Below are 13,310 nucleotides of genomic sequence, written 5' to 3'. Positions count from 1 at the left end.
CACCATGAGAAAACACCTTCTTTCATGTTTGATGGGCGTCGCCGTGTTGGTGGTGCTCCCGTTCCTGTTGTCGCAGGGGTTGTTAAACGCTGCGATCCAGATGCTCATCGCCGCGCTCTTTGCCAGCGCCTATAACTTACTGTGCGGGCAGGCCGGCATGCTGTCTTTTGGGCATGCGGCATATTTCGGCGTTGGCGCATTCGCGACGGTGCATGCGATGAATGCGGTGGGCGGCGCGGGTTTGTTGCCTACGCCCTTGATGCCGCTGGCCGGTGCCGTCGGGGGCTTGATATTCGGCGGCATCGCGGGCTGGTTTGCTACTCAGCGCAGTGGCACGTATTTCGCGATGATCACGCTGGCGATCGCAGAACTTGTCCATTCGCTCGCGCCGCATCTCAAGGGAGTGTTTGGCGGTGAAGCGGGCATCTCAACCATGCGCATGCCCGCCTGGGGATTCAACTTTGGGTCGACCACGCAGGTGTACTACTTGACGCTAGCCTGGGTGTTGTTTGGCGTGGCGCTACTGTATCTGTATACGCGCACGCCGCTCGGGCGGTTGACATACGGATTGCGCGAGAACAGCCACCGCTTGAGGTTCCTGGGCTACAACGTTCACGGATTGGGCACATTGGCGTTCGCTATCTCGGCGATGTTTTCCGGCATGGCCGGGGGCTTGCAAGTGATGTCGAACGAGTCGGCGAATTACGTGGTTTTCGATCCGTCTCTCTCGGCGGCGGCCGTGCTCAATACTTATATCGGTGGCGTGCAGGTGTTCCTTGGGCCTGCATTCGGCGCGGCGCTGATGACCTTTTTTGGGTATGCCGTCTCCGACCTGACGCGATCCTGGCTGCTGTACCAGGGCATCGTATTCGTCCTTGTCATGATGTTCCTGCCCACTGGACTGACCGGGCTGATCGGCATCGCGGGCCGCCTGCGCGAGCATCATAGCCTGGGAAGGCTGATGCCGATTTTCTTGCAGGCGATTGCCTCGGCCGCATTGATTGGCGCTGGCGCTGTGTTTGTCATCGAATTGGCTCAGCGCCTATTTTCACTGGAATATCGTTCGTTGGCGCGGCTCAAACCCGACGATCCCTGGCCGGCCGTAACATTGTTCGACCACGCTTGGCAGCCACAATCCATGATGACTTGGGGCGTACCGATACTGATGCTGGCGCTCGGCGGTCTGCTCGTGCGGCGCTGCCGCAGACAGATGCGCGCGCTGCGGGACGACCCGTCGGTGATGCCCACTACCGGGCCCGAGCCGCAAGGCAGGGAGGCAGCATGAGCGACGCGATTCTCGACATTCAGTCGCTACGCAAATCATTTGGTGCGACCGACATCATTCGTGGTGTAAACCTGAGTATGCAGGAAGGCGAACGACATGCGCTCATCGGCCCCAACGGCGCCGGCAAGTCCACGTTGTTTCACTTGATGTCTGGCCAACTGGCGCCGAGCTCCGGTGCGATCCTCTTCAAGGGACACGAGATCGGTGGCCGTTCTCCCCAGGCGATCAACCGTCGCGGCCTGGCGCGTTCGTTTCAGATCACCAACATCTTTCCTAAGCTAAGCACGTTCGAGAACGTGCGGCTTGCCGTGATGCGCGCGCATGGTTTGCAGTATGTGTTCTGGAAGTTCATTGACAACGATCGTCGCATTAGAGACGAAACGGAGCGGTTGCTTGCGCTGGTGCGTCTAACGCCAAAGGCATCGACTATCGCAGGAGAAATGGCGTATTCCGAGCAACGCTCGTTGGAGATCGCGATGACGCTAGCCTCTGATCCCACGTTGATCTTGCTGGACGAACCCATGGCTGGTATGTCGCACGATGAGACCGAATACACGGCCCAGCTCATCCGGGAGATCTCGGTGGGGCGCACGCTCATGATCGTCGAGCACGACATGGACGTCGTCTTCAAACTGAGTGACCGCATCAGTGTGCTGGTCTATGGCGAAATCATTGCGACGGGCAGTCCCGAAGAAATCCGCGGGCATGCGGGTGTGCGCGAGGCGTACCTGGGCGACGAGGCGACAACATGAACGAGCTGAATGACACGTTGCTCGCCGTGGAAAACCTGCACGCGCATTACGGTAAAAGCCATGTTCTGTACGGTGTGGACTTGCAGATCCATCGTAACGAAGTCGTCAGCCTGGTGGGTCGAAACGGAGCAGGGCGGTCGACCACGATGAAGGCAATCATGGGGCTGGTCCCGCCCACATCTGGTCGCATTTGCTTGCGTGGGCGTGATCTGGCCGGCTCGCGGCCCTACACGATCTGCCGTGCCGGTATCGCCTATGTGCCAGAAGAACGCGAGGTCTTTGCAAACCTGACGGTCGATGAAAACCTGCAGATGGGGGAACAGCCGCCCGTAGCCGGCGCGCATCGATGGACGGTCGAGCAGATGTTCGACTATTTTCCGCGCCTGAAAGAACGGCGCAACACCAAAGCCGGCAGCCTGTCGGGAGGCGAACAGCAGATGCTGACGATCTGCCGTTCACTACTTGGCAATCCGCTGGTCATGTTGATTGATGAGCCCACCGAGGGACTAGCCCCCAAGATCGTCGTCCAGGTCGGCGAGTGCATCCAGGACATGAACAGCAAGGGCGTCTCGGTCATTTTGGTCGAACAGAAATTGACTATCGCGCTGAAAGTCTCCACGCGCGTCTGTGTGATGGGCCATGGCCGCATCGTGTTCGAAGGCCAACCCGAAGAACTGGCCTCGAACGAAGCGGTGGTATCCCAATGGCTGGCCGTGTGAGTCGCCAGACGCTTGTTGACTCAACGTCATGGGGCTATCTGGGACTCGATGGCCCCAATCGATGAGAGGCTTAGGCGTCGATCGTGGCTGGTTTGTTATCGGTAGTGGCTGGCAGTCCGGCGACTATCTGCTTCATTTCCGCCAAATAGGTCTCGCGATTCTTCAGCATTCGATCCACGGGGCCCGCAATGGATAACGCCGCCTTGGCATCGCCGATTTCTAGCGGAATACCGAATGCCAGGACACCTTCGTTGCCTTCTTCCTGGACGCTATACCAGCCACGCTTGCGTTGTGCCTTGACGTTTTCTTCTAATTCGGTGGGATCTACGATGGTCTCCGTCGTGACCTTTCGCAATGGCTTGAGACGCAATTGGCGGCGCATCTCCTCGTCGTCCAGACTGCCGAGTACGGCCTTTCCAAGGGCTGATGCGTGTAGTGCAATGCGCTCTCCGTTGCGCAACACATAGCGCAAATGATGCTTGCCTTCAGCCGTGGCGAGCACTTTGACGGCACCGCCGTCCAGCATGGCGCAGAAGGCGGATTCGCCCGTTTTTTCACTCAGTAGCTCGACCATCTCCAGGCTCGCCATGTAGAGCGGATCATTGCGCGAAATATCCAGCGCAATGGAATAGAGCTTTCCCGTCGGATAAAAGCGACGGGTTTTGGCCGTACGAATTACGTATCCGGCTTTCATCATCGTATGCAGCAGGTCTGAACAACTGCTGTCAGCCAAGTCCAGAAGCCGGGCGACCTCGGAAACGGAGAGTTCGCGTTTTTCACGGGCAAACACTTCGAGGACGGCCAGGGTCCGGGCGCAAGCGGGTACGTCTGCGGGCACACAGCCTCCAATAAGTAATAACGATAGGTCGTATTGTACTTCGTCACGCCGGTTCCTTAAATGAGTTCGAGAATAGCTCTGGAGAATGACTATTTCGGACGATAGATTGGCTAGATCGCGAAAAATCAAGAGTTACAGCATCGTTGAATTTATCGACAGCTGAGTGTTGACATTGCGTGGTCTGATCTATAAATTACGATCATTCGTCGAATAAAACGATATTTCGTTGAAAAAGAAAATCTGAGGAGCGCTATGGAACTCAATCTTGAGGGGCGTGTCGCCCTGGTGACGGGGGCGGGCAGCGGCATCGGTCGCGATACGGTGTTTAAGTTGGCCGAGGAGGGGTGCAAGGTCGTTGTCTCCGATATCAATGCCGACAATGCCCAAGAGACGGCTGATGCACTTCGCCAGGCGGGGCATGAGGCGCTTGCCGTGGTATGTGATGTCACGAGCGAAGACCAGGTGAGGCAACTGATTGCGCAAGCACAGCAGTTGGGGGGCGTGGACATTTTGGTGAATAACGCAGGCATCGTGAAGGATGGCTATCTGACCAAGATGACTGAGCAGGCTTGGGACAGCGTCGTTGACATCATCCTGAAGGGAGCCTTTCTATGTTCACGTGAAGTGCTGCCACAAATGATGGAAAAGAAGTGGGGGCGCGTGATCAATATCTCGTCGCGCTCACTGTTTGGTAATCCCGGGCAGGTCAACTATTCGGCAGGAAAGGCAGGCCTGGTGGGCTTTACTCGCGCGCTGGCGCTCGAACAAGGCAAGTTCGGCGTAACAGTCAACGCGATTGCGCCGGGTTTCATCATGACACCGGGCATTCGCAATCTTCCGCACTTCCCCAAGTTGCACGGGGCCGCCGTCGCCAAGGTTCCGGTGGGTTTTCTGGGTGAGCCGCGCGACATATCTAATGCAGTTGCGTTTTTGGCTTCAGACGTGGCGCGCTATATCAGTGGGACGACATTGTTTGTGACCGGTGGCCGCTATTCGAGCTGATCGGGCTCATTTCCCTATCTTCAAGTGAACTGAATCAACATGAACTTTGATCTCAACTCCGAACAGATTGAATTGCAAGATCAGATACGGCGTTTCATGCGCCGCGAAGTGGTGCCGTTGATCGATGAGAGCGAAGCCGGCCGGAAGTTTCCGTTCGAGCTGTTTCCCAAACTGGCGGAGTTTGGCTATATGGGAGGCGTCTTGCCAGAATCGGAAGGCGGGCTGGGCATCGATTATGTGACGTGGTCGATGATGTTCGAGCAGTTGGGCTATCACTGGCTGTCGCTTCGCACCATGCTTAACTGCACGAATGTGCCGATGTTTATGTTGGCGAGCCGGGGGACGGCCGAGCAAAAGGAAAAGTATCTAAAGCCGCTTATTGAGGGCAAGGCATCTATATTCACTGCCATTACGGAGCCAAACGTCGGATCCAATCCCGCAGCCGTGCAGACGCGCGCGGAACTCAAGGGGGATCATTACGTCATCAGTGGCCGAAAGCTGTGGATCAGCAACGGGTTGTGGGCCGACTTCGGTATTGTGGTTGCCCGGACCTATAGTGCGGATAGCGATGGCAAGCTATCTCTGTTCATTGTCGATGCAAAGGAGTCCCCGTTCGAGCGCCGCGCGGCGGAGACAATGGTGTTGCGTTGCACGGGCACAGCGGAACTTGGTTTTTACGATGTGAAGGTCCCTCGCGAGAACCTTTTGGGTGCGGAAGGCGATGCCATGCGCATCACGCTGGCAGGCTTGGATGTCGGACGTCTGCATATTGCGCACGGCGCGGTGGGCGCGGCACAGGCAGCACTGGACTTGGCCACGGATTTTGCCAAGACGCGCGAGCAGTTCGGCAAGCCTATCGGCAGTTTCCAGTTAGTACAGAAACATATCGTTGATATGACGATACGGGTCAATGCCGCGCGGGCGTTGTCTTATCAGGCTGCGTGCGCTTTGCAGCAGGGTCGAGCCACGATGGAGTGCGCGATCGCCAAGTTGTATGCCACGGAGGCCGCCCACGAAGTGGCGAGCATGGCGCTGCAGGTGCATGGTGGTCAAGGCTATGCGGTGGGCTATCCCATTGAGCGGATCTTCCGTGATACGCGTGGAGGAACGATTCCCGAGGGGACGACTGAAATTCAGACACTCATCATCGGTCGCAGCCTGCTGGGCATGTCGGCCATTCATTAAGATCGCCCATGTCGCAAACAACATCTACAGGAACGCCCGCGGTGGCGTTGGACAGCATAGCGGCGGGTCGCTATTTCTGGGAAGACCTGCCGGTCGGCTTCAAATATCAGACATCATCGCGCACGATTACTGAGTCGGACATTGTTTCGTTCGCCGCGCTGACCGGTGACATGAATCGCGCGCATGTCGACGACGAGACTGCACGTAGCGGGCTGTTTGGTAAACGGATTGCACACGGATTACTCGTGGAGTCCTACATGGCCGGGCTGAATACGCGAACCATCGTGAATCAGTTGCTAGAGCCATCGATGCTGGCGTTGCTCGGTACGGAATGTCGTTTTCTTAAGCCCACATTCGTTGGCGACACCATTTCCGTAGAAATCGAGGTCATCGAAACACGGCCTTCCTCCAAATCGGATCGCGGCATTGTGAAGTTTCGACGTAGTGCGATATCACAGCGCGGCGAGGTCGTCGTCGAATGCATTGTGAGCATGATGTTCAAGCGTAGGGGTTCGGAATGAGTTCAGTGGAGAAGTCGGGGTTGTTTTCAGATCTACATCTTTTATTTAATCCACGATCCATTGCTTTGGTCGGCGCTTCCAGCCGAAATGACAGTGTGGGCGGACGAACGCTGGAGAACTTGCAGGAGTTTTCCAATCTGAAGGGGCCGCTCTATCTGATCAACCCAACTAAATCGGAAATACGAGGATTGCCGTGCTATCCCTCTGTCGGTGCATTGCCAGAGCCGCCCGATGTCTCGATCATCACGGTCCCGGCCAAGTCCGTTATTGCCGTGCTAGAAGAATGTGCGGAAAAGGGGTCGAAGTTTGCAATCGTCCTGACGTCCGGTTTTGGGGAAATGGGCGAAGCCGGCAGGCGCGACGAGGACACCATGCGCGAGATTGCCCAGCGCAGCGGCATGCGCATTTATGGGCCTAACTGTCCTGGGCTCAACAACATCAATGCCAAATTGGGTATGTCATTCTCGCCCGCGTTTCGCATGGACCTGGCGCCTGGTCCCATCGGTCTGGCGACGCAAGGCGGTGGGTTGGGACGCACGATCATGCAGTCCATGGAGCGCGGGATAGGCGTGGCCGCCTGGGCATCGTCTGGTAATCAGGCAGATCTGGACGTGAGCGATTTCATTCACTATATGGCGGATGCGCCGGATGTGAAGGTAATTGCAACCATCATTGAAGGTTTTAAAAGCGGAGAGAAATTTGTCGCGGCGGTGCAGCACGCGGCGGATAAGGGTAAGCCAGTTGTTGCACTGAAGGTGGGTAAATCAGAGTACGGTATCCGGGCCGCACAGTCGCATACCGCCTCTATTACCGGCACCGCGCAGATTAATAGCATGGTGCTGCGGCAGTTGGGCGTGATCGAAGTCGACGATATGGATGAGCTTGTCGACACCGCTTGGCTATTGGCCCGTCAACTGCCTACAGGCAAAGAAAGTCTGGTTATCTACGGCCCCTCAGGAGGGGCGGTGACCTTGGCCGCCGACAAGGTGGGTAGTGCGGGTTTGAAACTGGCTGAATTTGAAACACACACCACCGAACGACTGAAATCGCTATTGCCTGACTATGCCGCTATTGCGAACCCGGTGGACGTCGGTACGGAAATATTCACGAACTCTCGGCTGGTCGATGACACACTGCAGGCAGTGGTTGATGACCCAGGTGTGGGATTGGTGCTTTACGCGTTTCCACTCGACTACGGAAAAGTCATGCGCGATAACGCAGAGAGCGCGGTGCGAGTGCAGGCGGGTACGAGTGTTCCCATTCTTCCTGTCTGGATGAGTGATCGTCTGGGTGATGGGTACCACGCGCTTGTAAAAGCCGGATTGGTTCCTTCACGCTCGTTGAGTAATGCCGTGCGCGCGGTAGGCCATTGGATTGAATGGGGACGTTGGATCAAGCAGCGCGATCCTGATTTTAAGCCCCAGCCCGTCGCGCACTCACGAATAGGCCAGGAGGAACCGCCGACAAGAACGCTATCTGAGGTCGAGGCAAAGCAGATGCTTGGTCGTGCGGGCATTCCGTTCATGGCGCGTGGTGTGGCGGTCGAGATAGAGCAGGCTGTGCTGCTTGCCGATGAGTTGGGTTATCCCGTGGTGGCAAAGATCGTTAGCCCGCAGATTGCGCACAAGTCCGAGGTGGGTGGCGTCGCTATTGGCTTATCCAATGCGAACGAGGTTCGTGTCGCATGTGAAGCCATTCTGAAATCTGTCGCAGGGAAAGCGCCCTCTGCCTCTGTCGAAGGTCTGTTGATTGAGCGTATGGCCGGCGCCGGTGGCGTGGAGGTGTTTGTCGGCGTGCAGCGCGACGCGGTCTTTGGCCCGATCCTTAGCTTTGGCCTGGGCGGAATCTACGTGGAAGTCTTTAAGGACATCAGTCGCCGAATGCTGCCGCTAACGCGCGCGACGTGTGAGTCGATGGTTCGAGAAGTGCAATGCTTCCCGTTGCTCGACGGTGCGCGGGGTAAGTCCAAGTGTGATCTGCGGGCGCTTGAGGAACTGCTCCTCAGCATATCGCAGTTTGTGCTGGCCAATCCCCAAGTACGGGAAATCGACCTGAATCCTGTCTGGGTCGGGGCAGCGGGCCAAGGCGCGATTGCGCTCGACGCGGTCGTCATTGTTGAAGCGTTATCCAAGAACGAATCGGAGTAAAGAAACATGGCAGTCAAGACTGAAATCGGCTACACCACGCCGGACGTCATCATGGTGCGTGGCAAGAATCTTTCCACGGACATTTTTGGAAAATTCGATTTTATCGACATGATTTACTGGTTGAATTTTTCAAGAATGCCAGAGCCACGGGAAAAAGCCATGGCGAACTTGATATTGGTCGCCGCGGCTGATCATGGGCTAACGCCGAGTGCATTGTCGACGAGATTGACATTTCTGGGTGCGCCGGAATCGGTTCAGGGCGCGGTGGCGTCAGGCTTGCTGGGTGCTGGTAGCCGTTATCTCGGCACCGTGCTGAATGTAGCGGATATGTTGAAGAAGGGCGCGGCGACGCTGGATCCCGACGCGGCCGACGAGGCGGTGACCGAGGCTGCACGCACACTCGTGCGAAAGTACCGCGAAACACGTACACCCATTTCCGGTCTTGGACACAATATTCATGTCCACGGTGATCCGCGCGTCCCGGTGCTGCAGGAGATTTCGGAACAGCACGGGTATTTTGGCAAGCATTGGCGGCTGGCATTGGCGATTCCGCAAGTGCTGGAACAAGATCATGGCAAGCGCTTGCCCATGAATGGAGCGGGAGCGTTGGGCGCTATTGTCGCGGACATGGGATTGGACGGGATCTTCGGTCGTGGCCTGATGCTTGTCGGCCGCGCTGCGGGGCTGGTCGCGCATGTGCGCGAAGAAGCTGAACACCCGACTGGACAGGAGTTGTGGGATTTGGTGCTCGATCAGGATCCCCGCAATGTCAAGGCAGTCCGCGCGCGGTGAACAAGATGACACCGCTACAAGGGATCCGCGTCTTGGATTTCACTGAACTGCTACCGGGCCCGTTTTTGTCGCAAAATTTGGTCGAACTGGGGGCCCACGTGACCAAGATCGAGCGACCTCCGCACGGCGACAACGCTCGCCTGATGGCACCGGGGGTCTTTCATGCGGCGAACCGCGGCAAAGACTGTATTCAGGTGGACCTTAAATCTTCGCAGGGGCATGCGCAGATCGAACAGTTGCTTGAGACGGCCGACGTGTTGTTGGAGGCCTATCGTCCCGGCGTGATGAAGCGGCTTGGACTGGATTATGCAACGCTTAGTTCGCGCTATCCCCGATTGATCTATGCCTCTATCAGTGGCTATGGCCAAACAGGGGAGCGTGCTTTGCTGCCAGGGCATGATCTCAATTACCAAGCGGTCAGTGGTGCGCTCGCGCTATCGGGATTGCCCGATGGTAGACCGGAGCATGTCTTCGGCCTGCCGGTGGCGGATCTTTGTGGTGCGATGTATGGATTTAGCGCAGTGCTGGCGGCGCTCTTTCAGCGTGTGCAATCAGGCAAGGGACAGTATCTGGACATTGCCCTGGCGGATTGTCTTGCTCATTGGATGAACCCGCGCTTGGGCGCTTTTCAGGCCCAGGGCCTGGATGCCCTGAATCAACAGCGTCAGGACGTACTGGACAAACCGGCATACGGGGTGTTTCGTTGCCGGGACGGTCAGGAAATCACGATCTGCGCGCTGGAAAATCATTTCTGGCAGCGGCTTGTGCAATGCCTTGAACTGAACACATTCACTGATGCAGCGTTCATGGACTATGAGTATCGCGCAAAGTCCGCGGGTGCTATTCGCCAAGCCATCGCCGCACACGTGCTGCAACGTGAAAGCAATGAACTGCATGTGGCGTTGATGGCCGCCGATGTGCCGGCGATGTTGCTGGTCAAACCCTCTGATCTTCTGGATACCAGCCTGGCCGCGGGCCGGGATCTACAGGCAAGTGATGGAACGTCTTTTCTGCGGTTTCCGGTGTCGCTCTCTGGCATGCCGGAGTCGGATGCGGACGCGCAATCGAGAGTCGTACGGCAATGACTACTCCTGAGACATCGTCAGTTGCGGCAGGCATCTGTCGCCACACTTTGTTAGAGAGAGTCGTTCATGGGCAGCCTTTTGATAAGGCTGTTGTAGAGGAGATGCATGTTTGTAATGCACAACGCGTTCTCGTCATCGCGGCGCCCCAGGCACGAGGTTCGGTCGCGCTGCAAACCTTGAGTGCTGCATTGGGACAGCGGTACGTCGGCGAGTTCTGTGAGGCATTGCCACATGTGCCGGTACGGTGTATTCGGCAAGGTGCACTGCTGGCACGTGAGTTGAACGTTGATCATCTGGTCGCACTGGGTGGAGGATCGGTGATTGACGCGGCCAAGGCGATCGCATTGCTTTTGCATAAAAGCGTCGACGCAGACGCCGCGATGTTATTGGAGCCTCAGGACCTGAGCCAGGTCGATTCGAGTGATCCTGATCAGGAGGCAGCAGATTGGCTACGCATCACGGTTGTGCCGCAGACATTATCGGCGGCGGAGTTTACGTGGTTTGCCGGCGTTAGCGACCCCGACACCCGAGTCAAGAATATCGTAGCGCATGCGGCAATGGCGCCTCGTACGGTGATTCTTGACCCGGTGTTAACGATGGACGTTCCCTTGCCGATTTTTTTGGCCAGCGGGGTCAAGGCGATGGATCACGCCATTGAACGCCTGGTCGCATTACGCAGCCATCCCGTGTCTGACGCGACGAGTCTGCACGCTTTGCAAATGTTGGCGTGGGCGCTTCCTGCTGTGCACCGTCGACCGGGCGATCTTGAGGCCAGAGTGCAATGCCAATTGGCATCATGGTTGTCCATTACGGGGGGTAATGCGGGGGTGAAGACCGGAGCCAGCCACGCGTTGGGGCACACGCTGGGTATACACGCCGGTGTCGCGCATGGATTGACTTCCTGCGTATTGCTGCCATCGGTCTTGCGTTGGAATGTGACCGTCAATCAACGCCAACAACGGCGCGTGATAGCGGCGCTGGACGGCCCGGGCGAGGATCTGGGTTCGTGGGTTGAGCGCTTTGTCGCGACATTGGGACTGCCTGCTCGGTTGCGTGAATTGAATGTTCCGGAGGTGGACTTGCCGTCCATTGCGCAAAAGAGCATGCATGACCCTGGTATGCGCAATAGCCCACGCCCAGTTCAAAGTGCAGGCGATGCCCTGGAGATGCTACGCATGGCCTGGTGAGTAAACAGGCGATCTTGCTGAGCTTGTCGCTTGCCTATCTATCAATAACAAAGGAGACAATTCAATGAAAAATTTTGCTTATGCTGCGCTGTTGTGCCTTGGTCTGGGTATATCGCAAGCGAATGCTGCCCAAGCCTATCCGGAAAAGCCCATCACGCTCGTGATTCCCTATACGGCCGGGGGCATTACCGATGTATCCGGGCGTTTGGTGGCGAAAAAATTATCTGAGCGATTGGGGCAACCGATTATCGTTGATAACCGTCCGGGCGCGGGCGGGGCAATTGGGGCAGAGTATGCCGCAAGAGCGAAGCCGGATGGATACACGCTGTTTATGGGTACGCGTGGTACACAGGTGACGAACGCCATGATTCAGAAGGACGTCAATATTCCGCCGGCAAGTGACTTTGCCTCAGTCTACGCATTTATCGATGCGGCGACGGTGATCGTTGTGCGTGCGGATGCGCCTTACAACACATTGTTGGAGCTTGTCGCTTATGCCAAAGCGAATCCGGGTAATTTGAGTTATGCCTCCGCAGGTAATGGATCCGCCGCAAATCTGACCGGCGAGCTGTTTCAGGACGTCGCGGGCATCAAAATGACTCACATCCCGTATCGGGGTAGTGCACCTGCTGTTCAAGATGTTGTAGGGGGTGTGGTACCCGTCGCGTTTGATTATCCGGCGACAACTGCCAGTTTTATCAGTAACGGACGTTTGAAAGCGCTGGCGGTCGTCTACGGTGAGCGCGTCAAGTCCTTGCCGGATGTACCTACCGCCGCACAGGCGGGTGTAAAAGGCGCGGAGTCATCGAGCTGGATGGGATTTTTTGCCCCGGCGAAAACACCTGATGCAATCATTGAGCGGTTGAGTCGCGAGATGACTGTTGTGATGGAAGATCCGGAGGTTCAGCAGAAGATCACTGATATGGGTGCCATTCCATTACATGCGGATAGTAAAGCGCTTGATAAGTTGATCGAGGAAGACCGTGTGCGTTGGGAGCCGGTAATCGAACGTATTAAAATCAGTTCGAACTAAGATTGGCGCCTTCAGCGGCCACGTCGATTCGCGGCGTGCGCACAGCGAGGCGCTATGGATTCATAACGGGACGGAAACACACCATGATGTTCGATATGGATGACCTGGATGTTGGCCGCAGCTACAAACTGATGTCATCCTCAATTCTGCCTCGTCCCATTGCATGGGTGGTGAGTCAGGATGCCGATGGTGTTGTGAATGCGGCACCGTATTCATTGTTCAACTTTTTTGGCGGACATCCTCCCGTTGTCTGTATCGGTATGGGGCGGCCAAAGGGAAACGATAAGGATAGTCTGGCAAATATCCGGGCGACGGGAGAGTTCGCGATCAATATGGTGACGCAGCCTCTTGTGCAGGCCATGAATACCACCGCAGTGCCTTTCCCTGTCGGTGTGAACGAACTGGAAAAGGCGGGGCTGGAGACGGTGCCTTGCACCAAGATTGCCGGACACCGGATCAAGAGCAGTCCGTTGACACTGGAATGCAAGCTTCAGCAGATCATCGATGTGCCGCCGTCGTCGGTCATGGTGATGGCCACCGTGAGCGCGATGCATATCGATGATTCGTGCGTCATCGACGTGGACCGTTGCCATCTCGACAGTTCGAAGTTTGAGGCGATTGGACGGATGGCGAGTCCGGGATGGTACACCACGACAACGGATCGTTTTGCGATACCGCAATTGACTGTCGAGCAATGGGAGTCGGGGCAGTAAGCGCCGTCCTTTAACGACTGGCGACGAACCCGCGTTGAGATTCAGCGCGGG

General features: G+C 56.7%; 13 protein-coding genes. 12 read left to right on the top strand and 1 reads right to left on the bottom strand.

The features are described 5' to 3' along the window. The first annotated feature begins 4 nt into the window (after positions 1–4). Genes ACNAZS_RS01800 through ACNAZS_RS01790 form a run of 3 tightly spaced genes read left to right on the top strand, consistent with a single transcriptional unit; the run spans position 5 to position 2,756 of the window. Complete coding sequence (locus ACNAZS_RS01800; RefSeq protein WP_415785554.1) at positions 5–1,285, top strand: branched-chain amino acid ABC transporter permease; 1,281 nt, start codon at positions 5–7, stop codon at positions 1,283–1,285. After that, positions 1,282–2,037 carry an ABC transporter ATP-binding protein gene (locus tag ACNAZS_RS01795; RefSeq protein WP_415785552.1) on the top strand — a complete coding sequence of 252 codons (756 nt, stop codon included), beginning with the start codon at positions 1,282–1,284 and terminating at the stop codon, positions 2,035–2,037. Before ACNAZS_RS01800 ends, ACNAZS_RS01795 begins: the two co-directional genes overlap by 4 nt. After that, on the top strand, positions 2,034–2,756 hold the full coding sequence (locus ACNAZS_RS01790) for an ABC transporter ATP-binding protein (protein WP_415785550.1): 723 nt from the start codon (positions 2,034–2,036) through the stop codon (positions 2,754–2,756). The genes ACNAZS_RS01795 and ACNAZS_RS01790 overlap by 4 nt, the downstream gene beginning before the upstream one ends. Positions 2,757–2,826: 70 nt before the next feature. Here ACNAZS_RS01790 and ACNAZS_RS01785 read toward each other — a convergent pair whose 3' ends face one another. Beyond that, positions 2,827–3,594, bottom strand: coding sequence for an IclR family transcriptional regulator (locus ACNAZS_RS01785; RefSeq protein WP_415785548.1), 768 nt, complete (start codon positions 3,592–3,594; stop codon positions 2,827–2,829). A 252-nt stretch (positions 3,595–3,846) separates the two neighbouring features. Between ACNAZS_RS01785 and ACNAZS_RS01780 the strand changes: the two genes are divergently transcribed. The 9 genes from ACNAZS_RS01780 to ACNAZS_RS01740 all read left to right on the top strand — a co-directional run bounded on the left by ACNAZS_RS01780 (position 3,847) and on the right by ACNAZS_RS01740 (position 13,259). After that, positions 3,847–4,596, top strand: a complete 750-nt coding sequence (locus tag ACNAZS_RS01780; protein WP_415785546.1) for an SDR family oxidoreductase — start codon at positions 3,847–3,849, stop codon at positions 4,594–4,596. A gap of 39 nt (positions 4,597–4,635) precedes the next feature. Then, the gene (locus ACNAZS_RS01775; protein ID WP_415785544.1) at positions 4,636–5,781 is read left to right on the top strand and encodes an acyl-CoA dehydrogenase family protein; all 1,146 of its coding nucleotides are present in this window, start codon (positions 4,636–4,638) and stop codon (positions 5,779–5,781) included. A gap of 8 nt (positions 5,782–5,789) precedes the next feature. Further along, positions 5,790–6,302 (top strand): MaoC family dehydratase, encoded by a 513-nt coding sequence (locus ACNAZS_RS01770; protein WP_415785542.1) that lies wholly within the window; start codon positions 5,790–5,792, stop codon positions 6,300–6,302. Further along, a complete protein-coding gene (locus ACNAZS_RS01765) occupies positions 6,299–8,449 on the top strand; it encodes an acetate--CoA ligase family protein (RefSeq protein ID WP_415785540.1) in 2,151 nt (716 codons plus the stop codon). The genes ACNAZS_RS01770 and ACNAZS_RS01765 overlap by 4 nt, the downstream gene beginning before the upstream one ends. 6 nt (positions 8,450–8,455) lie before the next feature. Next, entirely contained in the window at positions 8,456–9,241 is a 786-nt protein-coding gene (locus ACNAZS_RS01760; protein WP_415785538.1) for a citryl-CoA lyase, read from the top strand. Positions 9,242–9,246: 5 nt separating this feature from the next. Continuing rightward, complete coding sequence (locus tag ACNAZS_RS01755) at positions 9,247–10,326, top strand: CaiB/BaiF CoA transferase family protein (RefSeq protein ID WP_415785536.1); 1,080 nt, start codon at positions 9,247–9,249, stop codon at positions 10,324–10,326. Positions 10,327–10,427: 101 nt separating this feature from the next. Next, the gene (locus tag ACNAZS_RS01750; RefSeq protein ID WP_415785534.1) at positions 10,428–11,513 is read left to right on the top strand and encodes an iron-containing alcohol dehydrogenase; all 1,086 of its coding nucleotides are present in this window, start codon (positions 10,428–10,430) and stop codon (positions 11,511–11,513) included. A 64-nt stretch (positions 11,514–11,577) separates the two neighbouring features. Then, the gene (locus tag ACNAZS_RS01745) at positions 11,578–12,546 is read left to right on the top strand and encodes a Bug family tripartite tricarboxylate transporter substrate binding protein (protein WP_415785532.1); all 969 of its coding nucleotides are present in this window, start codon (positions 11,578–11,580) and stop codon (positions 12,544–12,546) included. A gap of 83 nt (positions 12,547–12,629) precedes the next feature. Continuing rightward, positions 12,630–13,259, top strand: coding sequence for a flavin reductase family protein (locus tag ACNAZS_RS01740; protein WP_415785530.1), 630 nt, complete (start codon positions 12,630–12,632; stop codon positions 13,257–13,259). The last annotated feature ends 51 nt before the right edge of the window (positions 13,260–13,310 follow it).

Origin of the sequence: Bordetella tumulicola (genome assembly GCF_965138755.1) — a bacterium.
Classification (GTDB): domain Bacteria; phylum Pseudomonadota; class Gammaproteobacteria; order Burkholderiales; family Burkholderiaceae_B; genus Bordetella_A; species Bordetella_A tumulicola.
Note: the sequence above shows the minus strand (reverse complement) of the source record. Positions and strands in the feature narration are given on the sequence as shown.